This is a genomic window from Pseudomonas sp. GW456-E7, from assembly GCF_059424105.1.
Window position 1 is genome coordinate 37630 of sequence record NZ_JBWKZB010000030.1, and the last position, 26459, is coordinate 64088.

A 26459-nucleotide genomic window follows, 5' to 3' on the forward strand; every position below is an offset into this window, starting at 1 on the left:
GATCAAAAGATCGCAGCCTTCGGCAGCTCCTACAGGTAAGCGATGTCAATTCGCGGGCGAAAAAAAACCGGCCAATCACTTGGCCGGTTTTTCATGCTGCGGATTTAACGTCGCAATTAAGCGCCGTACACCGGCAGCTTCTTGCAGATGGCCTTGACCTTCTCACGAACGGCGTCGATCACCGCTTCGTTGTTCAGGTCAGCCAGGATGTCGCAGATCCAGCCGGCCAGTTCCTTGCACTCTGCTTCCTTGAAGCCACGAGTGGTCACAGCCGGAGTGCCGAAGCGCAGGCCGGAGGTGACGAACGGGGAGCGTGGATCGTTTGGCACGGAGTTCTTGTTCACGGTGATGAACGCTTTGCCCAGAGCGGCGTCGGCGTCTTTACCGGAGATTTCCTGCTTGATCAGCGACAGCAGGAACAGGTGGTTTTCAGTACCGCCGGAAACCACGTCGAAACCGCGCTCGATGAATACGCCGGCCATGGCCTTGGCGTTTTTCACCACTTGTTGCTGGTATGCCTTGAACTCAGGCTGCAGCGCTTCCTTGAAGCAGATCGCCTTGGCTGCGATCACGTGCTCCAGCGGGCCGCCCTGGGCACCCGGGAATACCGCGGAGTTCAGCTTCTTCTCGATGTCGGCGTTGGCGCGAGCCAGGATCAGGCCGCCACGTGGACCGCGCAGGGTCTTGTGGGTGGTGGTGGTCACGACGTCAGCGAATGGAACCGGGTTCGGGTAGACGCCAGCGGCGACCAGACCGGCCACGTGGGCCATGTCGACGAACAGGTAAGCGCCAACCTTGTCGGCGATTGCACGGAAGCGCGGGAAGTCGAGGATCTGCGAGTAGGCAGAGAAACCGGCCACGATCATTTTCGGCTTGTGCTCAACGGCCAGGCGCTCGACTTCGTCGTAGTCGATCAGGCCGTTGGCGTCGATGCCGTACTGGATGGCGTTGTACAGCTTGCCCGAGGACGAAACGCTGGCACCGTGGGTCAGGTGACCGCCGTGGGCCAGGCTCATGCCCAGGATGGTGTCGCCAGCCGACAGCAGGGCCAGGTAAACGGCGCTGTTGGCTTGCGAGCCGGCGTGCGGCTGAACGTTGGCGTAGTCGGCGCCGAACAGCTCTTTGGCGCGATCGATAGCCAGTTGCTCGACGATGTCGACGTACTCGCAGCCACCGTAGTAGCGCTTGCCCGGGTAGCCTTCGGCGTACTTGTTGGTCAGTACCGAGCCTTGGGCTTCCATCACAGCAGGGCTGGTGTAGTTTTCCGAAGCGATCAGCTCAATGTGCTCTTCCTGGCGCTGAGCTTCTTGCTCCATGGCGGCAAAGAGATCGGCGTCGTACTTGGCAATAGTCAAATCACGGCTGAACATGGCGGTCCTCAAGGATCGGGGGCGGAAAAGGGGGGCATTCTAACCCAATGGGTTTTAGATGGCATATGAAACGGCATCATGTCGCAGACAAGTGGGCTTCATGACGGGATCAGCGGTGATCGTGCCGGCCTCATCGCGAGCAAGCTCGCTCCCACAGTAGGTCTTTGGTATTCACACATGGTGCGTACACCCCAAAAACCTGTGGGAGCGAGCTTGCTCGCGATGAGGCCAATTGCCGCGCCGCAAACCTCAGTCGAACATGAAGAGGGCATCATTGCTGAACTGCCCTTCGAACCGCCCCGCCGGCATCGGCCGGCCGAACAGGTAACCCTGCACCTCGTCGCAACCGTGTTCCCTCAGAAAATCAAGCTGCTCGTGGGTTTCCACACCCTCGGCGATCACTGCCAGGTTAAGGCTGTGGGCCATGGCGATGATCGCCCGGGCGATCTGCGCATCCTGTTCGCCCGAAGGCAACCCGTCGACGAAGGTACGGTCGATTTTCAGTACGTCGATCGGGAACTGCTTGAGGTAGTTGAGCGATGAGTAACCGGTACCGAAATCGTCGACCGCAATGCTCAGGCCGAGGTTCTTCAGGCCGTCGAGGATCTGCATCGCCTCGCTGACTTCGCGCATCAGGATGCTTTCGGTGAGTTCCAGTTCCAGGCATGCCGGCGGCAGGCCGGTTTCCTTGAGAATGGTGGCGATTCGCGTACCGAGCTGGCCGTCGGAGAACTGCCGCGCCGAGATGTTCACCGACACCTTCGGCACCCGTACCCTGGCCTGATGCCAGGCCTTGAGTTGACGGCAGGCTTCGCTGATCACCCAGTCGCCGACATCCACCACCAGCCCGAGCTCTTCGAGCACCGGAATGAAATCCCCCGGCGGCACCAGCCCGCGGCGGGGATGACGCCAGCGCAGCAGCGCCTCGGCGCCGGTCAGGCGCTTGCCGTCGCCGCTGAACTGCGGCTGGTAGTACAGCACGAATTCGTTCTGTTCCAGGGCATGGCGCAAATCGCTTTCCAGTTCCAGTCGCTCCAGGGCGCTGGCGTTCATGTCCGCCTGATAGAACTGGAAGTTGTTCTTGCCACGCTCCTTGGCGTGGTACATCGCCGTGTCGGCGTTCTTCATCAGCTGGCTGAGCTCGTTGCCGTCCTGCGGGCTCAGGGCGATGCCGATACTGGCCGTGACGAAGAACTCGCGGCCCTCGAGCACAAAGGGTTTCACCAGGCTGGCGAGTATCTGTTCTGCCACATGAATGGCCCGGTTCAGGGCGATCTCACGGTTGGCGCGCGGTTGCAGGAGCAAGGTGAATTCGTCACCGCCCATGCGCGCCACCGTGTCGTCATCGTCGACGCAACCAAGCAGGCGCGTGGCCATCTCCTTGAGCATGCGGTCGCCGGCGGCGTGGCCCAGGGAGTCGTTGATCGGCTTGAAGCGATCGAGATCGAGGAACATCAGCACCACCCACGACTTCTGCCGTTCGGCCGATTGCAGTGCCGTGTGCAGGCGATCCTGGAACAGCGTGCGGTTGGGTAGGTGGGTCAGGGCGTCGTAGTAGGCGAGGCGATGAATCCGCTGCTCGCTGGCCTTGCGCTCGCTGATGTCGCTGAAGAAACACACATAACTGGCCAGGTCGCCTTCGTCGTCGAGTACGGCGGTAATCCCGACCCAGGCCGGGTAATGCTCGCCGTTACGGCGCTTGAGCCAGACTTCGCCTTCCCAGGTACTGTGCTGGCCCAATTGCTTGAGCACATAACGCAGATGCGCTTCCTGCTGCTCGTCGACGGTCAGCATGTTCGGCAGTTGGTCGAGCACCTGTTCCACGGCATAGCCGCTGACACGGCTGAAGGCTTCGTTGGCCTGGACGATGTAGCCGGCCGGGTCGGTGATCAGGATCGCCGAGGTCGAGTGCTCGAATACCGTGGCGGCCATGCGCAGGTCTTTTTCGGCCCGGCGTTGCTGGCTGATGTCGCGGCCGACGCCGAGCACGCCTTCGAACGTCCCGTGCTCGTCCCAGACCAATACCAGGCGCAGTTCGATCGGGATCTTGCGCCCGTCGGCCCGCAGGCAATCGAACAGGAATAGTTGGGTTTGTACCTGGCTGCGTAGCACCGCCAGTTGGTCCGGCTGATCCAGCGCCTTGCTGACCCGGTCCATCAGGTGGTAGATGCCGGTCAGTTGTTGCGGGTTGGCGATGGTCGATTGCCAGCCGTTCTGGAAAATCCACTCGGCGTCATAGCCCAGCACGGCTTGCACCGAAGGGCTGACATAATTGAGGTTAAGGCGGCTGTCAGTGGAGAAAATCACGTCGCTGATGCTTTCGGCGAGCATGCGGTAGCGCTGCTCGCTGTCGCGCAGGGATTCGCTGGCTTCGATCTGGTCGGTGATGTCCTTGGCCACGCCGATGATCCGCGTGACCTGGTCCTCGTTGTCCCGCGCCAGTGCCTGCTCGCGAATCTCGAAGCGTCGCCACTGGCCGTCCCGATGGCGGAAACGCAACTGACACTGCATCAACTGGTGATAACCGGCCTGGCGCTGGACCTGGCGGGAGCGGTGGTAATAGTCGGCGTCTTCGGGGTGCAGGAGGATTTCCCAGAAGTATTCGCCCATCTGGTGCAGTTCGGTGCGGTTGTAACCCAGCGTCTGGCCCAGATGGTGGTTGCTGTAGATCATGCGCTGGCTGATCACATCCTGCACATACAGATGATCCGGTACGGTGCGCACAACGTCCGACCAAAACCCTTCACGCTCCTGCAACGACAGTTCGATGAGCTTGCGGCTGGTGATATCGGTGATGCTCAAAATCACCGATTTATAATCGTCCTGGGTTTGTGGCAGACGCAGTACCAGCCACAGGTGCTGGTCGCGACCGCCGGCATCCTGCAATTTGATTTCCAGCTCAAGCTGTTGCTGCTGATTGAGCACCGCGTCGAGCACCTGGTTGCCGATGGCGGTGCCGTCCAGCGGATGGCCGTCGATCAGCAGCTTCCAGGCTTTATTGGCGTTATCGACATTGAGCAACTGCAGTGCGACCTGGTTGACCTCGGTGATCCGCAGTTCCTGCAGCAGTTGTCGGCGTTTTTCCGGGATCGCCAGCCACGCTTGCAGTTGTTCGCTGTCCTGCAGTTGTGCCTTGTCGAAAAAGCTCTTCAGCCCGGACATGTCGAGTACACACAAGGCCACGCCGGTGCCTTCGAAAATGTCCTGATAACGCCGGCGGCCTTCATTCAATTGGCGTTGACGCCGGCGCATGTTCAGCAAAGCGATGAACGGCAGCATGGAAAACGCCAAGCCCAGCAGGCATTTGCCGATGAACGCCGGCAGCAGCTCTTCCAGTACGCGCTGACGGTCAAACAAGCCGCGCAATTGCCAATCGCTGCTACTCAGCGGAACCGTCAGCACACTGTTGGCGACATCGTCCTCGGTCAGTGTGCCCGGATTGACCGAGGGCAGCCCTTCGTCACGGCTGATGATCTGATGATTGATGCGATTTTCCACCAGCCACAGCGGACGGCTGCCCATCTCGCTTTGCTTGGTCAAAGTGGAAAAGAAGGTCGGTGTCAGGCGCAAGGCCCAGTAGCCCCGGGAACTGCCGCTGGCCTGATGCAACAATAAATGCACCACGGAACCATCGGTGGCGTTGCTGAAGTAGTGCGCCTGGGCATGGCTGCGGCGTACCAGTTCACCCAGGTAGTCGCTGTCTTCGCTGTCGGGAGCGCTGTCACTGATGACTTTTCCCGAGGGGCTGAGCAAGGCCAGGCTGCGCAGTTCCGGCAGCGACTGTTGCAGCTTGCGCAGCAGGGCCTGCAGCTCATTGGCATCCTGCGGTTGCTCGACGATGGGCAACAGGTTGAGGGCGATCTGCGCGTTGAGTGCCATGTTCAGGCTGACCTGCGCGGCCAGGTCGGCGGTGTAGTCGATGGTGTACTGACGCTGGTTTTTCTGGGTTTCGCGCAACTGATCGAGCAACTGCCAGAACAGCAATGCCAGCAACAACAATGCAAGTGTCGCCAAGGTGCCCTTCAAGGTCCCGCGCAGGGGGGAGCCGGGCGCTATGGTCGGCGCACTGGAAGTCAGGGGCGGAGGGACATTGGACAAGCTGTAATCCTGCGGTTTGGCTGGACTGGCGCGACGTGCACTATAAGCCGGACGCCCGAAGGGCGGCTAGCATGCCTTGAGTTGTGGCGAAGTGCCAGCCCCAGCCCGTCGGCTGGACTGCCACCGGTCATTAAGGTAGCTTTGCCGGTTACGCGGGAGCGTTCCAGCTCCTAGACTCAGACTTTTTCAGCGCGCACGTATTGATAGCCTCAAGCGAGCGACGCGCACGGTCTGGCCGGGCATTGCCTGCGCTCCAATCATTCATCAGTCACTGACCCTAGGTTCTCCATGGCTCAATACGTATTCACCATGCATCGGCTGGGCAAAGTTGTTCCGCCGAAGCGGGAAATCCTGAAAAACATTTCTCTGTCGTTCTTCCCCGGCGCCAAGATCGGTGTCCTCGGCCTCAACGGTTCGGGTAAGTCCACGCTGCTGAAAATCATGGCTGGCGTCGACACCGAATTCGAGGGCGAAGCCCGTCCGATGCCGGAGCTGAACATCGGCTACCTGCCGCAGGAACCACAACTGGATCCGACCAAGACCGTGCGTGAAGTGGTCGAGGAAGCGGTCAGCGTGATCAAGGACGCCCAGGCGCGCCTGGACGAGGTCTACGCGGCCTACGCCGATCCGGATGCCGACTTCGACAAGCTGGCCGCCGAACAGGCCAAGCTCGAAGCCATCCTGCAAGCCAGCGACGGCCACAACCTGGAGCGTCAGCTGGAAGTCGCTGCCGATGCGTTGCGTCTGCCGGCCTGGGATGCCAAGGTCGAACACCTGTCCGGTGGTGAAAAACGTCGTGTGGCCCTGTGCCGCCTGCTGCTGTCCGCCCCGGACATGCTGCTGCTCGACGAACCGACCAACCACCTGGATGCCGACTCCGTTGCATGGCTCGAGCATTTCCTGCACGACTTCCCGGGCACTGTGGTCGCGATCACGCACGACCGTTACTTCCTGGACAACGTTGCCGGCTGGATTCTGGAACTCGACCGCGGCGCTGGCATTCCGTACGAGGGCAACTATTCGGGTTGGCTGGAAGCCAAGTCCGATCGTCTGGCTGCCGAATCCAAGCAGCAGTCGGCTCATGAAAAGGCCATGAAGGAAGAACTGGAGTGGGTGCGCAAAGGCGCCAAGGCCCGCCAGTCGAAATCCAAGGCTCGTCTGCAACGCTTCGAAGAAATGCAATCGCAGGAATTCCAGAAGCGCAGCGAAACCAACGAGATCTACATCCCGGCCGGTCCACGCCTGGGTGACAAGGTCATCGAATTCAAGAACGTCACCAAGGGCTATGGCGACCGCGTGCTGATCGACAACCTGTCGTTCTCCATGCCTAAAGGCGCTATCGTCGGCGTGATCGGCGGTAACGGTGCCGGTAAGTCGACCCTGTTCCGCATGCTGATGGGCAAGGAAACGCCGGATTCTGGCAGCATCGAAGTCGGCGAAACCGTGCAACTGGCTTGCGTGGACCAGAGTCGCGAAGACCTGGACGGCAGCAAGACGGTGTTCCAGCAGATTTCCGACGGTTCCGACCAGATCCGCATCGGCAACTACGAGATCCCGTCGCGCACCTACGTCGGTCGCTTCAACTTCAAGGGCGGCGATCAGCAGAAGTTCGTCAAGGACCTGTCCGGTGGTGAGCGTGGTCGCTTGCACCTGGCCCTGACCCTGAAAGAGGGCGGCAACGTCCTGCTGCTCGACGAACCGTCCAACGACCTCGACGTTGAAACCCTGCGTTCCCTGGAAGAAGCCCTGCTGGACTTCCCGGGCGCCGCCATTGTGATCTCCCACGACCGGTGGTTCCTTGACCGCGTCGCGACGCACATCCTGGCGTACGAAGACGACTCGCAAGCGGTGTTCTTCGAAGGCAACTACACCGAGTACGAAGCCGACCGTAAAAAGCGCCTCGGCGAAGCGGCTGCCCAGCCGCATCGTGTACGGCACAAGAAACTGGCCTGATTTCGGGTTGGTTGCATAAAGAGCGGAGCCTTCGGGCTCCGTTTTTTTTTTCGTTTTTTTCAGTGTGACCGAGTAGTGGCCTTCGCGAGCAAGCCCACTCCCACAGGGTTTTGTGAAAGGCACACCTCTCGATTCAACATCGATTCCCTGTGGGAGCGGGCTTGCTCGCGAAGGCGGTATTCCTGATGGTGCAGGAATTGAATGGTGAATCCCCATTCGGGTGCAATATCAGGCAGAAAAGCAGTCTGTTTTATATCCTGCGCACCATTTAATTTCATTAATGCGACATTTTGCTCTATTCCTGTGCGCGAATCGTTTGTTACAGTCCGGCTCAATCTCCTCCAACGACAATAAATTTGCCGAGACTTTTCCATGATCGAATCCGTCGAATCCTTCCTTGCGCGCCTGAAAAAACGCGACCCGGATCAACCCGAGTTTCACCAGGCTGTCGAAGAAGTCCTGCGTACCCTGTGGCCCTTTCTTGAAGTCAATCCGCATTACCTGACCTCCGGCATCCTGGAGCGCATCTGCGAGCCGGAGCGGGCGGTGGTGTTTCGCGTGTCGTGGGTCGACGATCAGGGCAAGGTCCAGGTCAATCGCGGGTTCCGCATCCAGATGAACAGCGCGATCGGCCCGTACAAGGGGGGGCTGCGTTTTCACCCGTCGGTGAACATGGGCGTCCTGAAATTCCTCGCCTTCGAACAGACCTTCAAAAACTCCCTGACTTCATTGCCCATGGGCGGCGGCAAGGGTGGGTCCGACTTCGACCCCAAAGGAAAAAGCGACGCGGAAGTCATGCGCTTCTGCCAGGCCTTCATGAGCGAGCTGTACCGCCACATTGGCGCGGACGTTGACGTGCCGGCCGGGGATATCGGTGTCGGCGCGCGGGAAATCGGCTTCCTGTTCGGTCAGTACAAGCGCCTGAGCAACCAGTTCACCAGCGTGCTGACCGGCAAAGGTCCAAGCTACGGCGGCAGCCTGATTCGTCCGGAAGCCACCGGTTTCGGTTGCGTGTACTTCGCCGAGGAAATGCTCAAGCGTCGCGGCCTGGCCGTGGAAGGTAAACGCGTAGCGATCTCCGGCTCCGGTAACGTCGCGCAATACGCAGCGCGCAAGGTCATGGACCTGGGCGGCAAAGTGATTTCGCTGTCCGACTCCGAAGGCACCTTGTATTGCGAAAGCGGTTTGACCGAGGAGCAATGGCTGGCGGTGCTGGAACTGAAAAACGTACAGCGCGGGCGCATCCGTGAACTGGCCGGCCGTTTTGGCCTGGAGTTCCGCGCCGGTGAGCTTCCGTGGAGCCTGAGCTGCGATATCGCGCTGCCGTGCGCGACGCAGAACGAACTGGACGCCGAAGCCGCTCGCACCTTGCTGCGCAACGGCTGCATCTGCGTGGCCGAGGGCGCGAACATGCCGACCACCCTGGAGGCGGTGGACCTGTTCATCGAGGCCGACATCCTGTTCGCGCCGGGCAAGGCGTCCAATGCCGGTGGCGTGGCGGTGAGCGGGTTGGAGATGTCGCAGAACGCCATGCGCCTGGCGTGGACCGGTGGTGAAGTGGACAGCAAGCTGCACGCGATCATGCAGTCGATCCACCACGCCTGCGTGCATTACGGCGAAGAGAATGGTCGGGTCAACTACGTCAAGGGTGCGAACATCGCCGGCTTCGTCAAAGTTGCCGATGCCATGCTGGCCCAGGGCGTGGTCTAAGTCGGCTCGATACGGATCACTTCAATCAGTTGATCCCCGGCAGGGCGCTGCCACAGCACTTCATCGTTGAGTCGTGCACCGAGCAGTGCCCGGCCCAGCGGTGAACCCCAATTGATCAGGCCATGGGCGGCATCGGCCTGATCTTCGCCCACCAGTTGTACCCGGCGTTCGGTGGCGTGCTCATCGGCGTAGGTTACCCAACTGCCGATCTGCACTTTTTCGGTTGAAGTCGCGGCGGGTACCACCTGAGCGCTACTCAGGCGCTGTTTGAAGTAACGCAGATCACGTTCGAGATCGGCCAGGCGCTGCTTGTCCGCCTGCTCGCCTTTTGCCGACTGTTCGGCGTGCAGGCTTTGCAGCTCAGCGACTTTACCCTGCAACAGGCTCAGGCCTTGCGGCGTGACGTAATTGGGCTGCGCGCTGACCTGGCGTTCGACTGGCTGATCGGCCTGCGCGGCGGCGTTATCTTCATTGACGAAGGCACGGCTCATGAAAATCTCCCGATATAGGATTTGGGCCATGGTCGCAGGCATTTGGTTTCACTGAATGTCTGAAAGCGACTTACGGCGAGTGATAGGCCCGGGCGGCGAGCAGGTCGTCGTGGGTTGACTGGCACCCGGCGATCAGCAACAACACAGCCAACCATCCTGCACGCCGTCACATTTCACTCTCCCAGGCCGATACGTGGCCCATAGAGAAAGTCTAGAGGTGGATTCGTCGGGTGTATGTGAAAGCTGTGTACGCTTTTTGTCGAACGCCACATAACCCCCCCTGTGGGAGCGGGCTTGCTCGCGAATGCGATCTGCCATTCAAAATCAATGCTGACTGACACACCGCTTTCGCGAGCAAGCCCGCTCCCACAGGGATGTGTGGTGCGTTCGGGTTAGTAGTGGTACCACTTCACCTCAAGCATCACTTCGTTCTCGGCCGACGCCAAATGGCTGAACTCGCGCTGGGCGCTCAAGCGCAGTCCGAGATTGCGGGAGATTTCCCATTGCTGATTCAGGCTCAGGCTGCGGCGCACTTCACCATTGGTGAAGTAATCGCCCTTGGCTTCGAGGCTCAGATTGCCCAGCGGGTTTTTCCACAGCACCCCAGTGTTGAAACCGGCGGCCGGCGCGATGAATTCGGCGAAGTCGTTGTTGTGCTCGATACGCACAGTGCCCAGGACAAATCCGAGCATGTCCTCGCCCAGTTGCCAGGTTCCACCACCACCGCCGTTGACATGGCTGACCAGGGTTTGGTCATCGTGCTTGCCCGGCACCCGTTCCAGGCCCCCCGTGACTTGCCATGACAGTGGTTGCAGCAATTCGTTACGCGGGGTCAGGGAGCGAATGGTTGCCAGGTCCAGTTGCTGCACCTGCCAGTCGTTGCCTTCGTACTGGCGAAGTTTCAACTGCAGGATTTCGATCTGCGCGCCAAGGGGAAAGCTTTCGCTGTTGTCATTGAGGTCGTGATAGGCCATGCGCAAGCCGTACTCGCCGAAGGCTTTATCTCCGCGGGTGCCGAGACCGAGCTGCCAGGTGCGCGACTCGTGACCGTCTTCAGGCAGACCGGGTTGCGGGATAGTCAGCTCCGGTGCCGGGTTCTGGTTGATCGCCCGCAGCAGTTCGAAGCTGCGCTGGGCGCGCGCCGGATCGCGTTCCTGGCCGTTGGCGCGATAGCGCTCCAGGCGATAGGCGGCATCGATGATCAACGCCTGGCGGTCGCGGGGCTGAGCCTTGAATGTCGGATCCTGCAATTGACTCTGGTCGGCGCTGACTTTCAGCACCCAATGCTGCTCTTCTGGGTTCAACGGCTCGGCGCGACTGAGCAACTCGCGCTCCCGGGACGGGCGATACTGGATCGATTCCACCAGCCCGGCCGCTTTCACGGCCTTGACGGTGTCGGTGGGGATGGCCGTGAGCGGGAATTGTTCGGTCAGGCGCAGGCTCGGGCGAGCCACTTGCAGCAGTTCCAGCAAGCGGTATGAGCAGTTTTCGTCGAAGAAGAAATAGTCGAATTTGACCTGCTTCAGCTCCCAGACGTGCTCGACCATGCGCGCGGTTTCCTGTGGGGTCAGGTTAAGGCGGTACTCCCACAGGTCGCGGTTTTCCAGGCTGCGGTATTCCGAGAGCTTTTCCTGATAGGGCACCATCGCGAACAGGCCGGGATAACCGCCCATCAGGCCTTTCCAGGCATAGATGACGCTGTTGTCCGAGCCCTCGATGTAGGCGCCGAAGTTGATCGCGTAACTGAGCAGCGAAGTCTTGTCGCTCTTCACTTCGGCCTGGTCGATGCGCAGCAGGGTATGGCCGAACATCGAGGAAGGGCTGTTCAGGTAAGCCGCCGGGAAGATCATCACCGCGCTGTCGGGCGAGACGTCCTTGAACCATTGTTTGAACGCTGCGCAGTCCGGCGTTGGCAGACCGTTCAGGTCGAGTTGTTCCTTGAGCCAGCGGGTGCGGGCCGGGTAGACGCATTGTGCGTGTTGTTCACCGGCACTGGCCGGGGCGTACAAGGCTTGTACAGTCGCCGCCAGTTCATGGTCCGGATGTTCATTGCCATCGGCGGCGAGGAAGAATTTCCGGTCGCTGACATAGCTGCGCCAGCCGCCGAGCTTGGCGGTTTCGTAATGGCCCAGGGATATCCAGAAAGGGTCGTTGGCCAGTTGCTGCAAACGTTGTGGATCGATGTGGGGCGCGGCGGACAGCGGGGCGCAGACACAGAGCGCCAGCCAGACAAGGCGTTTGAGCATATTCGGCAACTTAAACAGGAAAAAAACCAGGACCAGCGCAATTGATGTCCTTCACCTGTAGGAGCTGTCGAGTGAAACGAGGCTGCGATCTTTTGATCTTTTAAAAACAAAGATCGCAGCCTCGTTTCACTCGACAGCTCCTACAGATGGTTGGCATTACCCGAAAAGGGGGCAGGTCCAAAAAATAAAAACCCGCTCCCCCAATGAGAAGCGGGCGGGTCGAGCTTATGCCTGAGTGGCGTACTTGGCCAGACGAGGGTCGGCCTTGAGCACGGCCAGGGTGTTGGTATGCACATCTTCGGCCGTCACGTCAGCCTTGCTGAAGATCTGCTGGAAGTGCTCGTGAGTGACGGCGGCGAAGTGCGCACGGTCTTCCGGCGCTACGCCCAGTACCACGGCATAGGTGGTCAGCGCTTCGCCCTGACCCTTGGCCATGTCTTCGGACAGCTCGTTCATCATGCCGTTCATGGCAAACCAGGATTTGCCGCCATAGGTCAGCGACGCATTGGTTGCGCAACCGTTGGTGCCGGATGTCATGCCGAAGGTTGCGTTGCCGGAAGTGCCGTTGGTGGTGGATGCCAGGAAGTGAGCCGGAGTACCACGCTGGCCTTCGAACAGCATGTTGCCCCAACCGCAATCCGGGCCGCCTGGCGCCTGAGCCATGGCGTTGATGGATACAGCGGTGAAGAGAGTACCAAGAAGAATCCGTTTCATAGCTTTGTTCTCTTTATGTGCATACCAATTTGACAGGGGGTTCTGGCCCGTCTGGTGCCAGTGGGCCGGTCATTAGTCCAGCCGCGCAGTTTGGAGTTTAGGCACGATCGCGGGGTTCCGTGATTTTTTGTAAAAACAATCGTCGCAAACAGTGATTTGGCGCGGCTCTACATAGGGGTTTGTGCTTGTCTATGCTTTGGCCTGCGACGCTCCTTGCCAGTCGGGCATGGGCAGCGCCAGAATGCTGCCATCTGCCCCGCCTGATTGTTAAGGAAGCCCGATGCCTGATCCTGTTGCTGCCAGCTTGCGTCTAGCGCCCGAAGCGCTGACCCGTCCGTTTTCCGCTGAACAGTTCAGCTTCTCTACCACCAATGATCTGGAGCCCTTTCGCGGTGTGCTTGGCCAGGAACGTGCGGTCGAAGCCTTGCAGTTCGGTGTGGCCATGCCACGCCCCGGTTACAACGTATTTGTCATGGGCGAGCCGGGGACTGGCCGGTTCTCGTTCGTCAAACGCTACCTCAAGGCCGAAGGCAAGCGCCTGCAGACTCCGTCGGACTGGGTCTACGTCAACAATTTCGATGAGCCGCGGGAGCCGCGCGCGCTGGAACTGCCGTCGGGCACCGCCGGTGCCTTCATCGGTGACATCAACGGCTTGATCGACAACCTGCTGGCGACGTTTCCGGCTGTCTTCGAGCATCCGTCCTACCAACAGAAGAAAAGTGGCATCGACCGCGCCTTCAACCAGCGCTACGACAAGGCCCTGGACGTCATCGAGCGTCTGGCGCTGGAGAAGGACGTCGCGCTCTACCGCGACGCCAGCAATATCGCCTTCACCCCGATGGGCGACGGCAAGGCGTTGGACGAAGCTGAATTCGCCCAGTTGCCGGAAGCCGAACGCGAGCGCTTTCACGAGGATATTTCGGCACTGGAAGAGCGCCTGAACGAAGAGCTCGCCAGCCTGCCGCAATGGAAGCGTGAGTCGAGCAACCAGTTGCGTCACTTGAACGAAGAAACCATCACCCTGGCCTTGCAGCCCTTGTTGTCGCCATTGTCGGAGAAGTACGCCGAGAACGCGGCGGTTTGCGGTTATCTGCAAGCCATGCAGGTGTATTTGCTCAAGACCGTGGTCGAGCAACTGGTGGACGACAGCAAGACCGACGCTGTCGCCCGCAAGTTGCTGGAAGAACAATACGCACCGAGCCTGGTGGTCGGTCACTCGGCCAGCGGCGGTGCGCCAGTGGTGTTCGAGCCGCACCCGACCTACGAAAACCTCTTCGGTCGTATCGAGTACAGCACCGACCAGGGCGCGCTGTACACCACCTACCGCCAATTGCGGCCGGGGGCCTTGCACCGGGCCAACGGTGGTTTCCTGATCCTTGAAGCGGACAAAATGCTCAGCGAGCCATTCGTGTGGGACGCACTGAAACGCGCCCTGCAATCGCGCAAGCTGAAAATGGAATCACCGCTGGGCGAACTGGGCCGTCTGGCCACTGTGACCCTGACACCGCAACACATTCCGCTGCAGGTCAAAGTCGTCATCATCGGTGCCCGTCAGCTGTATTACACGCTGCAAGACCTCGATCCGGATTTCCAGGAGATGTTCCGCGTCCTGGTGGATTTCGACGAGGACATCCCGATGGTCGACGAGAGCCTGGAGCAGTTCGCCCAGTTGCTCAAAACTCGTACTTCCGAAGAAGGCATGGCACCGCTGACCGCCGATGCGGTGGCGCGTCTGGCGACTTACAGCGCCCGCCTGGCCGAACACCAGGGGCGCTTGTCGGCGCGTATCGGTGACTTGTTCCAGCTGGTCAGCGAGGCCGATTTCATCCGCCACCTGGCCGGTGATGAAATGACCGACGCCGGGCACATCGAACGGGCACTCAAGGCCAAGGCCACGCGAACCGGGCGGGTTTCGGCGCGGATTCTCGACGACATGCTGGCCGGGATCATCCTGATCGACACCGACGGCGCAGCGGTCGGCAAGTGCAACGGCTTGACCGTGCTGGAGGTCGGCGACTCGGCTTTCGGTGTGCCGGCGCGGATTTCCGCCACGGTGTACCCGGGTGGCAGCGGTATTGTCGACATCGAGCGCGAGGTCAACCTCGGCCAGCCGATCCACTCCAAGGGCGTGATGATCCTCACGGGGTATCTGGGCAGTCGCTACGCCCAGGAATTCCCGCTGGCGATTTCCGCGAGCATCGCCCTGGAGCAATCCTACGGTTATGTCGATGGCGACAGTGCGTCCCTGGGCGAGGCCTGCACTCTGATCTCGGCCTTGTCGAAAACCCCGCTCAAACAGTGCTTTGCCATCACCGGTTCGATCAACCAGTTCGGCGAAGTGCAGGCGGTCGGAGGGGTCAACGAGAAGATCGAGGGCTTCTTCCGTCTGTGCGAAGCCCGCGGGTTGACTGGCGAGCAGGGGGCAATCATTCCGCACGCCAACGTCGCCACGCTGATGCTCGACGAGAAGGTGCTGGCGGCGGTGCGTGCGGGGCAGTTCCATGTCTACGCGGTCCGTCAGGCCGACGAAGCCTTGAGTTTGCTGGTTGGCGAGCCGGCCGGCGAACCGGACGAGAATGGCGAGTTCCCTGAAGGCAGCGTGAACGCGCGGGTCGTGGAACGCTTGCGGGTTATCGCGGAAATGATCAGTGAGGATGATCTCAAGGAAGCCGAGAAGGAGTTGGCGCAAGAGGCATTGGCGGAAACCAAGCCTGCGTGATGCGTACTTGAACTAACTTACACCGCTCTACTGTGGGAGCGAGCCTGCTCGCGATGAGGGACTGACATTCAATCCATGTGTTGACTGACGGTCCGCCTTCGCGAGCAGGCTCGCTCCCACATTTTTATGTATGGACTGCCGAAAAGCGTCGTCGAAATGACGTCAATATTCACACTATGACCATTCGGCGCCTTTCGGTCTTGCCTCGGCCTGCAAGCCAGACTTTTCTTCTATTCTCTGCTCAGGGATATCGACAGTAATCACAGGATCGAAACAGCCTTCACATGGGGGCTGAATACCGGATCTACCGAGGGTCGCCGCCATGTCGCGCAACCTCTGCCTCACCCGTCAATGCCTGGGCCTTGTGACCCGTATCGAGTGTGCCATCCGTCCGCTGGCAGGAGACACGGGCATGTGGACACTGTTGTTCGCCGCCGGAATGGCCGGTGAGCAACCTTCGGCCATCAAGGCCCAAGGCCCGTTTCATGGTCCAATCGCCGCTGAATCAATCCTCGACACCATCGTTGAAAGCCTGACCTTGCACGGCTACGAGTTGGCCGACGATCCGCAAATCTGGTGCCTGCACCTGCAAGCCCAATTGCGGGAAATCAACGGTGGTCGCTGCCGTAACCTGGGCGGCTTCGAGTTTCACCCCGAGCACTGAGTCGCACTATTGATCAAGGCGTGTCATGTCGGCCTTGTCGAGTTTGACCTCGAAACCATATTGCACGGTGGCGAGGTCAGTGCGCTGATAGGTTTCCAGGCGCGTAGGCTGCCCGTAGAAGTAATGCACGGCAAATTGCGCCCGGCCTTGTGCGTTCGCGCCATGGCTGACCGATAGAATTTCCTTCAAGTAATTGCCGCTCTCGTCCTTGGCGAAAAAGCGCCAGTCCTGGGCGGGAAATGCTTTCAGATTCACCACCAGGGCATTGTCCTTGAGCTCAAGGCCTTTGGGCAGTTGACGGGTATCGACGGTTTTTTGCTCGATCGTGGCCAGGAACAGTGGCATCGAGCCCACTGCGTAGGCCGGCGTTTCCGGAAACAGATTCAGATCGTAGGTGATGGTGCCGCGCAGTGGATCGATCTGGTAAGCCTCGGGTGGCAGCTCGATCGGTTCGTCGCGTTTACCACGCGTGTCTTCGGTAAAGAAACTCACCGGGCTTTCACCGGGGTTGAGCGAAGTGCCCAGCAGTTCATCGTTGAAGCTGCGCAGATGGGTGAATTCGATTCGAGCAGCGCTGGGGTCGTCGACCGACTGACTGATGCTGACGTTCTTTTTCAGTTGTTCCTCGCTCAGCGTTGCCCCTTTTAGCCAGGTTGCCGCCTGGTCGTCATAGACCACCACGGGCAGGTTCAAGGGCAGAATGCCCTTGTCCGGGGTCTCGGCATCGAAGCGCCGGACCGGCAGGTCGAGGTCCTTGCGAGTGACCGTGGCGGCGGAAAAATCCAGCATGCTGACTTCGAGGGTTTCGATCGTCCCGTTGAAATACACCTTTGAATAGCGTCGGGCCTGCTGTTCCTCAAAGGTGCGTTGTTCTTCGTCGAGTTGCTTTTCCAGCGTCTCGCTCCAGCTCTTTTGTTGCTGCATCTTGGCCAGTTGCTGCCGATAGAAGGCAATTTGTGCCGCGGTTTCGTTGATCGAGCCTGCGCGCGTGATGTATTGCCCGGTGCTGTCCCTGGCCTGGACGATCAAGGGGTTCAGTGGTGTTTCACTGACTTCAGGCGCCAGCGGCGCGCTGTTGTTGTATTCGATTTCCGCGAAGTTGTTCGTCAGTGTGAGCAAGGTGACGCTCAGGTTGTCATTGGTGCGGGTCTGGCCAATGTCCTTTTTCGTCAGGTCGAAACTGTAGAGCCGGCGGGGCGCGATGACTTCGACCTTACCCTGCAGGCTCACGGGCTGCGGCTGATTTTTTTTGTCGATGTCGAGGCCTTCGATGAAGGGGTAGGCCACTGTCAGGTCGTCGGGGTTGGTCAGGTTGGAACTCGATGGGCTGAGTTGAATGCCGGGGTCGGTTTCCGACCATTCCGGCTGGAAGGCAATGACCCGTTTATTGCTCAGGGTGACGGACTGCCATTCCAGGCCGTGGGGAAACAAAAACGCGGCAGGAACGCTGAACGTGAAGGGAAACACCGGTTGCAGATCGGTCAGGTAGTCGGAACTGGAATCCTTTTGCAGCACGAACAACCCGTTGATATAGGTGTCGACCAGGGCTTGCGGGGTCGGGTAGTGCTTGAGCATGGCAAGGGCGTCTTCGCCGTATTCGGTTTCCACCGGTTTGCTGTCGAGCTTGAGTTGCGCGCGCTCGAGCAGCAGCAGTGAGCCGCCCAGCTCCGACACGGCATCCTTGAGCTTCGGATCCTGGATGGTGTCCAGCGACTTTTCGAACTGCGCGGTTTTTTCTTCGAGGCTGACCTGGCGTTTTTCATCGCTGGGTGAGCAGCCACTTAGCAGCAGTGCCAGGCAAATGCCGGCACTGGTCAAAGGCAATCGCACATCCATTTCCAGTCTTCCTGTCCAATATCACTGAGCGTTCAATGATTTGGACACTAGCAGAAAAACCTTGGTACACAGGCGCAGGTGGCGGATTTTTCGACGTTTTCTGGCAGCTTCTGGATAGGGGCGGGCGACTGATATACTCGCCGCCATTTCCAGTCCACATGTGAGTTTCAATGGAACGCTTTATCGAAAATGCAATGTACGCCTCGCGCTGGCTGCTGGCGCCGATCTATTTCGGCCTGTCCCTCGGGCTGTTGGCGCTGGCACTGAAATTCTTCCAGGAAGTCTTCCACGTCATCCCGAACGTGTTCTCGATGGCCGAATCGGACTTGATCCTGGTGCTGCTGTCGTTGATCGACATGGCGCTGGTGGGCGGTTTGCTGGTGATGGTGATGATTTCCGGCTACGAGAACTTCGTCTCGCAACTGGACATCGACGACAGCAAGGAAAAGCTCAACTGGCTCGGCACCATGGACTCTTCGTCGCTGAAGATGAAGGTGGCCGCGTCGATCGTGGCAATCTCGTCCATTCACCTGCTGCGCATCTTCATGGACGCCAAGAACGTCGACCCCGAACATCTGCAGTGGTACGTGATCATCCACATGACCTTCGTGGTCTCGGCATTCGCCATGGGTTACCTGGATAAAGTCACCAAGCACTGATCCGGTCAGGCTCCCTTGTGGCGAGGGAGCTTGCTCCCGCTGGATTGCGAAGCGATCCCGCTTTTTTGAGGCTGCTGCGCTGCCCGGCGCGAGCAAGCTCGCTCGCCACAACCTCTCGCGATAACAGACAAACGGTCCGGCCAGTGGCTTGTGCTTTGATGCACCGAAGCCTATCCCTGTAAGTATGTTGGCTCGCCATTGCGTGAGGTGCGTACATGAACCTGCAAGAGTTGAATGCCTATGCCGTCGCCGGGAAGGTCGATGAGCTGAACCTGATCTCCATGGAAGGTGGCATCTACCTGCTTGAGGCGCGGATGCATGGCGCGGCGTATCCATTGAGCGATGCGCACGGGCACATGATGAGCCTGCGTTCGGTGGAGCATGCCCGCGATGTGCTGCGCTCCTTTCCCAAGCTGCACTTCAACCTTGTGCACACCGTCGTGCATGACGAGATGTGCGGGCTGGTTGCCGATGTGCAGGATACCCTGAAGGTGCCGATCGCCTGACGTCCCTCATCAATGGCATGTCATCTGTGCTAGTCTGCTGGCCCTTTTGGTTCCGGGCGCTCCGGGACGCGCTGTGCACGCACGGCAAGTTCCAGGCCGTCCGCACAGCGGAGCAGTGTCATGTCCGAAGTAAATCTGTCCACCGACGAAACCCGCGTCAGCTACGGTATTGGCCGTCAGCTGGGCGACCAACTGCGTGACAACCCGCCACCGGGTGTCAGCCTGGACGCGATCCTGGCGGGTCTGACCGACGCATTCGCCGGCAAGCCAAGCCGCGTGGGTCAGGAAGAAATGTCCGCCAGCTTCAAAGTCATTCGTGAAATCATGCAGGCCGAAGCTGCAGCCAAGGCTGAAGCGGCCGCTGGCGAAGGCCTGGCTTTCCTGGCTGAAAACGCCAAGCGTGAAGGCATCACCACTCTGGCTTCCGGCCTGCAGTTCGAAGTTCTGACTGCTGGCGAAGGCGCCAAGCCATCCCGTGAAGACACCGTGCGTACTCACTACCACGGCACCCTGATCGACGGCACTGTGTTCGACAGCTCCTACGAGCGCGGCCAGCCTGCAGAATTCCCGGTTGGCGGCGTGATCGCCGGCTGGACCGAAGCCCTGCAACTGATGAACGCCGGTAGCAAATGGCGTCTGTACGTGCCGAGCGAACTGGCTTACGGCGCTCAAGGCGTTGGCGGCATCCCGCCGCACAGCGTACTGGTGTTCGACGTCGAGCTGCTTGACGTTCTGTAAGACCTGGCCTGATATGGCGTCGGGCTAATAATGTGGGAGCGAGCTTGCTCGCGATGGCGTTTATTCAGTCGACAAACAGGTTGCCTGACACACCGCTTTCGCGAGCAAGCCCGCTCCCACAGTTTTTTCGGTGACTCTCATACTTCGATCTTGTGGTGCAGCTCACTGTGCGGGCGCAACGCCCGGGCATAGCAGAACAGAAACAGATTGCGCACCAGTTCCTTGAGCACCACCGGCTCGCTTGAACTCAGGCCGCTGACGTCCAGGTCACCCTGGTCCTGCAGCTCGTTCAAGGCTTCTTCTTCCAGTACGGCACAGACTTCCCCGGTTTCCCGATGCAGGATCCTGAGGTAAGGGTGCGGGCGGTCCAGCCAGGCATCGATCAAATAAGTCATGGTTCTCATCTCCATTGAAGGTTTGATGAGAATAATTCTTATTCATCAAATAGCAAGGGCCTATTGGCGGTTTGCGCTTTTTTCCGGGTAAAGATTGCGTCAGGTCAAAAGGACTGGCGTCTGGCTATTACGTGGATTTACCGGGTGAGGGGGGAGGGAGTTCCATCCCGCGTCGGGCGCAGGATGGATGCAGCAGAATCAGACTTTTCTGACGAATTCGGACTTGAGTTTCATCGGGCCGATGCCGTCGATCTTGCAATCGATGTCGTGATCGCCATCGCACAGGCGGATGTTCTTGACCTTGGTGCCGACCTTGACCACCAGGGACGTACCCTTGACCTTGAGGTCCTTGATCACGGTGATGGTATCGCCGTCCTGCAGGACATTGCCGACCGAATCCTTTTTCACTGTGTCATCGGACGCCGCTTCGGCTTCACCGCTGGCGGACCATTCGTGGGCGCACTCGGGGCAGATCAGTTGGGTGCCGTCTTCGTAGGTGTATTCGGAATTGCATTTTGGGCAGGGTGGCAGCGTGCTCACTAAGGCTCCTTGGATTCAGGATCGCTAAAAAGCGTACATTATATAGGGTTTTAGGTGGGAGAGGGCACGGCGCAGGAAAACCTGTGGGGAACATACCTGTGGGAGCGAGCTTGCTCGCGATGGCGTCCTTTCAGTCAACAACAATGTTGAATGTAAGTGCCTAATCGCGAGCAAGCTCGCTCCCACAGGGTTTTGCAGTATTGTCAGTGCGTGCGGGCTACTGCAAACTCACTCAGTTCAACCAGTGCATCGCGGTATTCGCTGGCGGGCAGCGCTTCGAGGCACTTGATCGCGCGGGCCACATAATCGCGGGCCAGTTGTGCGGTGTACTCCAGCGAACCCGAGGCTTCCACGGCTTCGCGGATGCTTTCCAGATCTTCTATTCCGCCTTTCTGGATCGCCTTGCGCACCAGGGCGGCCTGTTCCGGCGTACCTTCGCGCATGGTGTAGATCAGTGGCAGGGTCGGCTTGCCTTCGGCCAGATCGTCACCGACGTTCTTGCCCAGGGTCTCGGCGTCGCCTTTGTAGTCAAGCAGGTCGTCGACCAGCTGGAAGGCCACCCCCAGGTGATCCCCGAATGTACGCAGGGCTTCGGCCTGTTCCGGCGTGGCTTCGCACAGGGCGGCAGCACTGTGGGTCGAGGCTTCGAAGAGCATCGCGGTCTTGCCGCGGATGACTTCCATGTAGGTTTCTTCGGTGGTGCTGGCGTCCCGCACCTTCGACAGCTGCAGCACTTCGCCTTCGGCGATGATGCGCGTGGCTTGCGAAAGGATCTTCATCACTGGCATGGAACCCAGTTCGACCATCATTTCGAAGGAGCGCGAATACAGGAAGTCACCGACCAGCACGCTTGGCGCGTTGCCCCACATGGCGTTGGCGGTCGAGCGGCCACGACGCATGCCGGACATGTCGACCACGTCGTCATGCAGCAGGGTGGCGGTGTGCAGGAACTCGATGGTGGCGGCCAACAGGCGCAGTTCGTCGCCTTCACGGCCCAGGGCCTTGCCACACAGCAGCACTAATAAGGGGCGCAGGCGTTTACCGCCGGCCGAGGTGATGTAATCGCCGATTTTCGATACAAGCGGCACCCGCGAAGTCAGCTGCTTCTTGATGATGCCGTCGACGGCGCTAAAATCGTCCGCCACCGCGCGGTAGAAAGCTTGGGGTTGCATCAGCGACAGTCGCTCCAGAAGGGTTGCGCGGCATGCTAGGACCCACGCCAGCAGGTGTCAAGGCGCGATGGACGGCCCCTTGCAAGGCTGGCGTGGCTTGCGTACAATCGCGCACCCTGAACTTCCTGGGCAGCACCTGCCTTACGCAATTGCAAGCGGGCCTTCCAGCCCCATGCAGCCATGCCAGCCAATACCTCTTCTTATAAAGAGCTGGGTGAGCAGGATTATCGGAGAAATACCATGTCTTATGCAGTAATCGTTACTGGCGGCAAGCAGTACAAAGTCGCCCCAGGTGAATACCTGAAGATCGAAAAACTGGAAATCGCTACCGGCGAATCCGTTACCTTTGATCGCGTTCTGTTGGTTGCCAACGGTGACGACGTGAATATCGGCGCTCCAGTTGTTGCTGGCGCTACCGTTGTGGCTGAAGTGATCTCCCAAGGTCGTCACGATAAAGTCCGCATCATCAAGTTCCGTCGCCGTAAGCACCACATGAAGCGTATGGGCCACCGCCAGTGGTACACCGAGATCAAAATCACCGGTATTCAGGCTTAATTTCAGCCTAATTCCTCACTAGGAGAATTGAACTCATGGCACACAAAAAAGCTGGTGGTAGTACCCGTAACGGTCGCGACTCAGAAGCCAAACGCCTTGGCGTGAAGATGTATGGCGGCCAGGCTATCAAAGCAGGCAACATCATCGTGCGTCAGCGCGGTACCCAATTCCACGCTGGCTACGGCGTTGGCATGGGTAAAGATCACACCCTCTTCGCTAAAGTCGAAGGCGTGATCAAGTTCGAAGTAAAAGGCGCCTTCGGTCGTCGTTACGTGAGCGTAGTCGCAGCTTAATTGCGCGATCGCTGGAAAAGCCCTGTCTCGCGACGGGGCTTTTTCGTTTGTGGGGTGAGTCTCTTGCAAAGCTGTTTGTATGGGCTGTCGGCGTACGATGTAGGTGTCGTGGTTTGGGGTCGCTGCGCTCATTTTTGCAAGAGTCTTATGTCTTGATTGTTTTTCGGCTCGTCCGTATGGCGAGAGGCGTTTGTTATGAAGTTTGTTGATGAAGTATCGATTCGAGTAAAGGCCGGTGATGGCGGCAATGGCGCCATGAGTTTCCGTCGGGAAAAATTCATCGAAAACGGTGGTCCGAACGGTGGTGATGGTGGTGATGGCGGTTCCATCTACATGATGGCCGACGAAAACCTCAATACCCTGGTGGACTACCGTTACACCCGGCACTTCGATGCCGAGCGTGGCTCCAACGGCGGCAGCACCGACTGCACCGGCAAGAAGGGTGAAGACCTGATCCTGCGCGTTCCGGTCGGCACCACGGTGATCGACTCCGCAACTCAGGAAGTCATCGGCGACCTGACCAAGGCCGGTCAGAAATTGATGGTAGTGCAGGGCGGCTGGCACGGTCTGGGCAATACCCGTTTCAAGTCCAGTACCAACCGTGCGCCGCGCCAGACCACTCCGGGCAAGCCGGGTGAGCAGCGCGACCTGAAGCTGGAAATGAAAGTACTGGCTGACGTCGGTCTGCTGGGTTTGCCGAATGCCGGTAAAAGTACCTTTATCCGCTCGGTTTCGGCTGCCAAGCCGAAAGTTGCCGACTACCCGTTCACCACGCTGGTGCCGAACCTGGGTGTGGTCAGCGTCGATCGCTGGAAGAGCTTCGTCATTGCCGATATTCCGGGTTTGATCGAAGGTGCTTCCGAAGGTGCTGGTCTGGGCATTCGCTTCCTCAAGCACTTGGCGCGTACGCGCCTGCTGCTGCACCTCGTGGACATGGCGCCGCTGGATGACGCCAGTGCACCGGATGCCGCTGAGGTGATCGTCAACGAGCTGATCAAGTTCAGCCCGTCCCTGGCGGAGCGTGATCGCTGGCTGGTCCTGAACAAGTGCGACCAGATCCTTGACGAGGAGCACGATGCTCGCGTCAAGGAGATCGTCGATCGCCTGGAGTGGACCGGTCCGGTCTACGTAATCTCGGCCATCTCCAAGCTCGGTACCGAGCGTCTGTGCCACGACATCATGCGTTACATGGAAGATCGTGCTGATCGCCTGGCCAATGACCCGGCCTACAAGGAAGAGCTGGCCGATCTCGATCAGCGCATCGAAGACGAAGCTCGCGCGCAGCTGCAGGCGCTGGATGACAAGCGTGCCCTGCGTCGCAGCGGCGTGAAGTCGGTCCACGACATCGGCGACGATGATTGGGACGAAGAAGATGTGGATGACGAAGACGGTCCGGAAATCATTTACGTGCGTGACTGATTCGTTGCGATAAACTTAAGCGCCGCTCAATCGAGCGGCGTTTTAGTATCTGTAAATCGTTGGTCGCGAATAGCCACGAATAACGTCACGGGCAGTGCCAGGTCGCGCTGTCCTCAAGCTAAGGTTGAAGATGATGCGGAGCAAGGTGACAGGTGCGCAGCGTTGGGTCGTGAAGATCGGCAGCGCTTTGCTGACGGCGGACGGCAAGGGCCTGGATCGCGCGGCAATGGGTGTCTGGGTTGAGCAGATGGTGGCCTTGCATGAGGCGGGTGTCGAACTGGTGCTGGTGTCCTCCGGGGCGGTGGCGGCCGGTATGAGCCGCTTGGGCTGGACTTCGCGACCCAGTGCGATGCACGAGCTTCAGGCCGCTGCTGCAATCGGCCAGATGGGGCTGGTGCAGGCCTGGGAGTCGAGCTTTGCCGAGCACGGCCGGCATACCGCGCAGATTCTCCTGACCCACGACGACCTGTCCGACCGCAAGCGCTACCTGAACGCCCGCAGTACCTTGCGCGCATTGGTCGAGCTCAAGGTCATTCCGGTCATCAACGAGAATGACACCGTGGTCACCGACGAAATCCGTTTCGGCGACAACGACACCCTGGCGGCGCTGGTGGCGAACCTGGTCGAGGCTGACTTGCTGGTGATCCTGACGGATCGCGATGGCATGTTCGACGCCGATCCGCGCAACAATCCGGATGCCCAGCTGATTTACGAAGCGCGTGCCGATGATCCGGCGCTCGATGCGGTGGCGGGCGGTACGGGCGGGGCGCTGGGGCGTGGCGGCATGCAGACCAAGCTGCGCGCGGCGCGTCTGGCGGCCCGTTCCGGTGCTCACACCATCATCGTCGGTGGGCGGCTTGAGCGTGTGCTGGATCGCCTCAAGGCGGGCGAGCGCATCGGCACCTTGCTCTCGCCGGAGCGCGGCATGCTGGCGGCACGCAAGCAGTGGCTGGCCGGTCATCTGCAAACCCGTGGCACCCTGGTGCTGGATGCCGGTGCGGTGACCGCGTTGTCCCAGGGCAACAAGAGCTTGCTGCCGGTCGGGGTCAAATTGGTGCAGGGCAGCTTCCGTCGCGGCGAGATGGTGGTTTGCGTGGCGCCGGACGGTCGTGAGATTGCCCGCGGCCTGGCCAACTACAGTGCGCTGGAAGCGCAAAAAATCATCGGTCAGTCGTCCGAGGCGATTGTCGGTCTGCTGGGTTACATGGCGGAGCCGGAGTTGGTTCACCGCGATAACCTGATTCTGGTCTGAAGGAATACCTGAATGCGCGTGGCAAAAGGATGGTTGGGATTGCTGTTGGCGATGCCGCTGCTGGCTTCGGCCGAGGAAATCGGTCAGGTGTCGACGGTGTTCAAGTTCGTCGGGCCAAATGACCGGATCGTGGTCGAGGCTTTTGATGATCCCAAGGTCGAGGGTGTGACTTGCTACCTGTCGCGCGCCAAGACGGGCGGGGTCAAGGGTGGTCTTGGATTGGCCGAAGACCGTGCCGAGGCGTCCATCGCCTGCCGGCAGGTCGGGCCGATCAGCTTCAAGGGTGAGCTCAAGGATGGCGACGAGGTGTTCAAGGAGCGCACGTCCCTGGTGTTCAAGACCATGCAGGTGGTGCGCTTCCTCGACAAGAAGCGCAATACGCTGGTGTACCTGGTGTACAGCGATCGCTTGATCGAGGGCAGTCCGCAGAATGCGGTGACGGCGATTCCGATCTTGCCGTGGGCGCACGCTCAATAAGCTAGCGCAGATCCAAATGTGGGAGCGAGCCTGCTCGCGAAGGCGGCGTGACAGTCGGTGATGATGCTGAATGTGATGGCCTCTTCGCGAGCAGGCTCGCTCCCACAGTTTTTTGTGGTGGGTGCATCAAATCGCAGGCAATAAAAAACCGACCCTGAGGTCGGTTTTTTAATGAGCGTGTCGCTTAGGCAGCAGCGGCAACGTTCAGGGCCTTCACGTGGCCATTCAGGCGGCTCTTATGACGAGCGGCCTTGTTCTTGTGGATGATGCCTTTATCGGCCATACGGTCGATAACTGGCACAGCCAGAACGTAAGCGGCTTGAGCTTTGGCAGCGTCTTTTGCGTCGATGGCCTTAACTACATTCTTGATGTAGGTACGAACCATGGAACGCAGGCTGGCGTTGTGGCTGCGACGCTTCTCAGCCTGTTTTGCACGTTTTTTGGCGGAAGGTGAGTTGGCCACCGTCGAGCTCCTCGAAAGACTTTTTAGGAAATAGCAAACAAAATAGGCCGCGAATCATGCCGATGAGTTGAAGTCTTGTCAAGGGCGCTTGAAACGTTCCGCTAAGTGGTAGGCGTGGTGCGACGGGATATTTCTTTCCGGCGTGTGACCTGTAAACTCGCGAGCTTTGGCTCTGTGCTGTTGCGGCGC

22 protein-coding genes are annotated in these 26459 nt (G+C 59.5%); 12 read left to right on the forward strand and 10 right to left on the reverse strand.

Annotation, left to right across the window (positions count from 1 at the left end):
• Positions 1-116: 116 nt before the first annotated feature.
• On the reverse strand, positions 117-1370 hold the full coding sequence (gene glyA, locus AC07YV_RS19045; RefSeq protein ID WP_102701738.1) for a serine hydroxymethyltransferase: 1254 nt from the start codon (positions 1368-1370) through the stop codon (positions 117-119).
• A gap of 249 nt (positions 1371-1619) precedes the next feature.
• Positions 1620-5468, reverse strand: a complete 3849-nt coding sequence (locus AC07YV_RS19050) for a bifunctional diguanylate cyclase/phosphodiesterase (protein ID WP_102701737.1) — start codon at positions 5466-5468, stop codon at positions 1620-1622.
• 288 nt (positions 5469-5756) lie between these two features.
• Between AC07YV_RS19050 and ettA the strand changes: the two genes are divergently transcribed.
• Positions 5757-7421, forward strand: coding sequence for an energy-dependent translational throttle protein EttA (ettA, locus tag AC07YV_RS19055; protein ID WP_007970893.1), 1665 nt, complete (start codon positions 5757-5759; stop codon positions 7419-7421).
• Positions 7422-7793: 372 nt separating this feature from the next.
• Positions 7794-9131, forward strand: coding sequence for an NADP-specific glutamate dehydrogenase (gene gdhA / locus AC07YV_RS19060; RefSeq protein ID WP_102701736.1), 1338 nt, complete (start codon positions 7794-7796; stop codon positions 9129-9131).
• Here the strand turns inward: gdhA and AC07YV_RS19065 are convergent.
• The 3 genes from AC07YV_RS19065 to AC07YV_RS19075 form a co-directional block, all read right to left on the reverse strand.
• Complete coding sequence (locus tag AC07YV_RS19065; protein WP_102701735.1) at positions 9128-9622, reverse strand: GreA/GreB family elongation factor; 495 nt, start codon at positions 9620-9622, stop codon at positions 9128-9130. The two genes, gdhA and AC07YV_RS19065, sit on opposite strands and share 4 nt — an antisense overlap.
• Before the next feature lie 392 nt (positions 9623-10014).
• Complete coding sequence (locus tag AC07YV_RS19070; protein ID WP_102701734.1) at positions 10015-11868, reverse strand: Lnb N-terminal periplasmic domain-containing protein; 1854 nt, start codon at positions 11866-11868, stop codon at positions 10015-10017.
• 225 nt (positions 11869-12093) lie between these two features.
• Positions 12094-12582, reverse strand: coding sequence for a DUF3015 domain-containing protein (locus tag AC07YV_RS19075; RefSeq protein WP_007970900.1), 489 nt, complete (start codon positions 12580-12582; stop codon positions 12094-12096).
• A gap of 280 nt (positions 12583-12862) precedes the next feature.
• Here AC07YV_RS19075 and AC07YV_RS19080 point away from each other — a divergent pair, with 280 nt between their 5' ends.
• Both AC07YV_RS19080 and AC07YV_RS19085 read left to right on the forward strand, forming a co-directional pair.
• A complete protein-coding gene (locus AC07YV_RS19080; protein ID WP_102701733.1) occupies positions 12863-15301 on the forward strand; it encodes a Lon protease family protein in 2439 nt (812 codons plus the stop codon).
• A 322-nt stretch (positions 15302-15623) separates the two neighbouring features.
• On the forward strand, positions 15624-15965 hold the full coding sequence (locus tag AC07YV_RS19085) for a PA4575 family protein (RefSeq protein ID WP_007970902.1): 342 nt from the start codon (positions 15624-15626) through the stop codon (positions 15963-15965).
• A 6-nt stretch (positions 15966-15971) separates the two neighbouring features.
• On the opposite strand, the gene AC07YV_RS19090 is transcribed toward AC07YV_RS19085, so the two are convergent.
• Complete coding sequence (locus AC07YV_RS19090) at positions 15972-17801, reverse strand: hypothetical protein (RefSeq protein WP_102701732.1); 1830 nt, start codon at positions 17799-17801, stop codon at positions 15972-15974.
• Positions 17802-17971: 170 nt separating this feature from the next.
• Between AC07YV_RS19090 and AC07YV_RS19095 the strand changes: the two genes are divergently transcribed.
• The 3 genes from AC07YV_RS19095 to bamJ all read left to right on the forward strand — a co-directional run bounded on the left by AC07YV_RS19095 (position 17972) and on the right by bamJ (position 19704).
• A complete protein-coding gene (locus AC07YV_RS19095) occupies positions 17972-18460 on the forward strand; it encodes a TIGR00645 family protein (RefSeq protein ID WP_007970904.1) in 489 nt (162 codons plus the stop codon).
• Between the two features lie 215 nt (positions 18461-18675).
• A complete protein-coding gene (locus AC07YV_RS19100; protein WP_015096896.1) occupies positions 18676-18966 on the forward strand; it encodes a DUF6482 family protein in 291 nt (96 codons plus the stop codon).
• Between the two features lie 120 nt (positions 18967-19086).
• Entirely contained in the window at positions 19087-19704 is a 618-nt protein-coding gene (gene bamJ / locus AC07YV_RS19105) for a BamJ family beta-barrel-assembly machinery protein (protein WP_007970907.1), read from the forward strand.
• 137 nt (positions 19705-19841) lie between these two features.
• Here bamJ and AC07YV_RS19110 read toward each other — a convergent pair whose 3' ends face one another.
• From AC07YV_RS19110 to AC07YV_RS19120, 3 genes are all read right to left on the reverse strand, one after another.
• Positions 19842-20099 (reverse strand): PA4570 family protein, encoded by a 258-nt coding sequence (locus AC07YV_RS19110; protein ID WP_102701731.1) that lies wholly within the window; start codon positions 20097-20099, stop codon positions 19842-19844.
• 198 nt (positions 20100-20297) lie between these two features.
• Positions 20298-20639, reverse strand: a complete 342-nt coding sequence (locus AC07YV_RS19115) for a zinc ribbon domain-containing protein YjdM (protein WP_007970912.1) — start codon at positions 20637-20639, stop codon at positions 20298-20300.
• A gap of 203 nt (positions 20640-20842) precedes the next feature.
• Positions 20843-21811 (reverse strand): polyprenyl synthetase family protein, encoded by a 969-nt coding sequence (locus AC07YV_RS19120; RefSeq protein ID WP_007970914.1) that lies wholly within the window; start codon positions 21809-21811, stop codon positions 20843-20845.
• A 240-nt stretch (positions 21812-22051) separates the two neighbouring features.
• Here AC07YV_RS19120 and rplU point away from each other — a divergent pair, with 240 nt between their 5' ends.
• The 5 genes from rplU to AC07YV_RS19145 all read left to right on the forward strand — a co-directional run bounded on the left by rplU (position 22052) and on the right by AC07YV_RS19145 (position 25807).
• On the forward strand, positions 22052-22366 hold the full coding sequence (gene rplU, locus AC07YV_RS19125) for a 50S ribosomal protein L21 (protein ID WP_003176051.1): 315 nt from the start codon (positions 22052-22054) through the stop codon (positions 22364-22366).
• A gap of 35 nt (positions 22367-22401) precedes the next feature.
• A complete protein-coding gene (rpmA, locus tag AC07YV_RS19130) occupies positions 22402-22659 on the forward strand; it encodes a 50S ribosomal protein L27 (RefSeq protein ID WP_003281574.1) in 258 nt (85 codons plus the stop codon).
• 195 nt (positions 22660-22854) lie between these two features.
• The gene (gene cgtA / locus AC07YV_RS19135) at positions 22855-24078 is read left to right on the forward strand and encodes an Obg family GTPase CgtA (protein WP_008052064.1); all 1224 of its coding nucleotides are present in this window, start codon (positions 22855-22857) and stop codon (positions 24076-24078) included.
• A 133-nt stretch (positions 24079-24211) separates the two neighbouring features.
• The gene (proB, locus tag AC07YV_RS19140) at positions 24212-25330 is read left to right on the forward strand and encodes a glutamate 5-kinase (protein ID WP_033047437.1); all 1119 of its coding nucleotides are present in this window, start codon (positions 24212-24214) and stop codon (positions 25328-25330) included.
• A 12-nt stretch (positions 25331-25342) separates the two neighbouring features.
• Positions 25343-25807 (forward strand): CreA family protein, encoded by a 465-nt coding sequence (locus AC07YV_RS19145; RefSeq protein ID WP_064675817.1) that lies wholly within the window; start codon positions 25343-25345, stop codon positions 25805-25807.
• 184 nt (positions 25808-25991) lie between these two features.
• Here the strand turns inward: AC07YV_RS19145 and rpsT are convergent, their stop codons facing one another.
• Positions 25992-26270 carry a 30S ribosomal protein S20 gene (gene rpsT / locus AC07YV_RS19150; RefSeq protein ID WP_007970922.1) on the reverse strand — a complete coding sequence of 93 codons (279 nt, stop codon included), beginning with the start codon at positions 26268-26270 and terminating at the stop codon, positions 25992-25994.
• Between the last annotated feature and the right edge of the window lie 189 nt (positions 26271-26459).

Excerpts from the sequence above, each read along its gene's own strand:
- glyA (WP_102701738.1), bottom strand. The coding sequence starts at position 1,370 with ATGTTCAGCCGTGATTTGACTATTGCCAAGTACGACGCCGATCTCTTT.
- ettA (WP_007970893.1), top strand. The coding sequence starts at position 5,757 with ATGGCTCAATACGTATTCACCATGCATCGGCTGGGCAAAGTTGTTCCG.
- gdhA (WP_102701736.1), top strand. The coding sequence starts at position 7,794 with ATGATCGAATCCGTCGAATCCTTCCTTGCGCGCCTGAAAAAACGCGAC.
- AC07YV_RS19065 (WP_102701735.1), bottom strand. The coding sequence starts at position 9,622 with ATGAGCCGTGCCTTCGTCAATGAAGATAACGCCGCCGCGCAGGCCGAT.
- AC07YV_RS19070 (WP_102701734.1), bottom strand. The coding sequence starts at position 11,868 with ATGCTCAAACGCCTTGTCTGGCTGGCGCTCTGTGTCTGCGCCCCGCTG.
- AC07YV_RS19075 (WP_007970900.1), bottom strand. The coding sequence starts at position 12,582 with ATGAAACGGATTCTTCTTGGTACTCTCTTCACCGCTGTATCCATCAAC.
- AC07YV_RS19080 (WP_102701733.1), top strand. The coding sequence starts at position 12,863 with ATGCCTGATCCTGTTGCTGCCAGCTTGCGTCTAGCGCCCGAAGCGCTG.
- AC07YV_RS19085 (WP_007970902.1), top strand. The coding sequence starts at position 15,624 with ATGTCGCGCAACCTCTGCCTCACCCGTCAATGCCTGGGCCTTGTGACC.
- AC07YV_RS19090 (WP_102701732.1), bottom strand. The coding sequence starts at position 17,801 with ATGGATGTGCGATTGCCTTTGACCAGTGCCGGCATTTGCCTGGCACTG.
- AC07YV_RS19095 (WP_007970904.1), top strand. The coding sequence starts at position 17,972 with ATGGAACGCTTTATCGAAAATGCAATGTACGCCTCGCGCTGGCTGCTG.
- AC07YV_RS19100 (WP_015096896.1), top strand. The coding sequence starts at position 18,676 with ATGAACCTGCAAGAGTTGAATGCCTATGCCGTCGCCGGGAAGGTCGAT.
- bamJ (WP_007970907.1), top strand. The coding sequence starts at position 19,087 with ATGTCCGAAGTAAATCTGTCCACCGACGAAACCCGCGTCAGCTACGGT.
- AC07YV_RS19110 (WP_102701731.1), bottom strand. The coding sequence starts at position 20,099 with ATGACTTATTTGATCGATGCCTGGCTGGACCGCCCGCACCCTTACCTC.
- AC07YV_RS19120 (WP_007970914.1), bottom strand. The coding sequence starts at position 21,811 with ATGCAACCCCAAGCTTTCTACCGCGCGGTGGCGGACGATTTTAGCGCC.
- rplU (WP_003176051.1), top strand. The coding sequence starts at position 22,052 with ATGTCTTATGCAGTAATCGTTACTGGCGGCAAGCAGTACAAAGTCGCC.
- rpmA (WP_003281574.1), top strand. The coding sequence starts at position 22,402 with ATGGCACACAAAAAAGCTGGTGGTAGTACCCGTAACGGTCGCGACTCA.
- cgtA (WP_008052064.1), top strand. The coding sequence starts at position 22,855 with ATGAAGTTTGTTGATGAAGTATCGATTCGAGTAAAGGCCGGTGATGGC.
- proB (WP_033047437.1), top strand. The coding sequence starts at position 24,212 with ATGCGGAGCAAGGTGACAGGTGCGCAGCGTTGGGTCGTGAAGATCGGC.
- AC07YV_RS19145 (WP_064675817.1), top strand. The coding sequence starts at position 25,343 with ATGCGCGTGGCAAAAGGATGGTTGGGATTGCTGTTGGCGATGCCGCTG.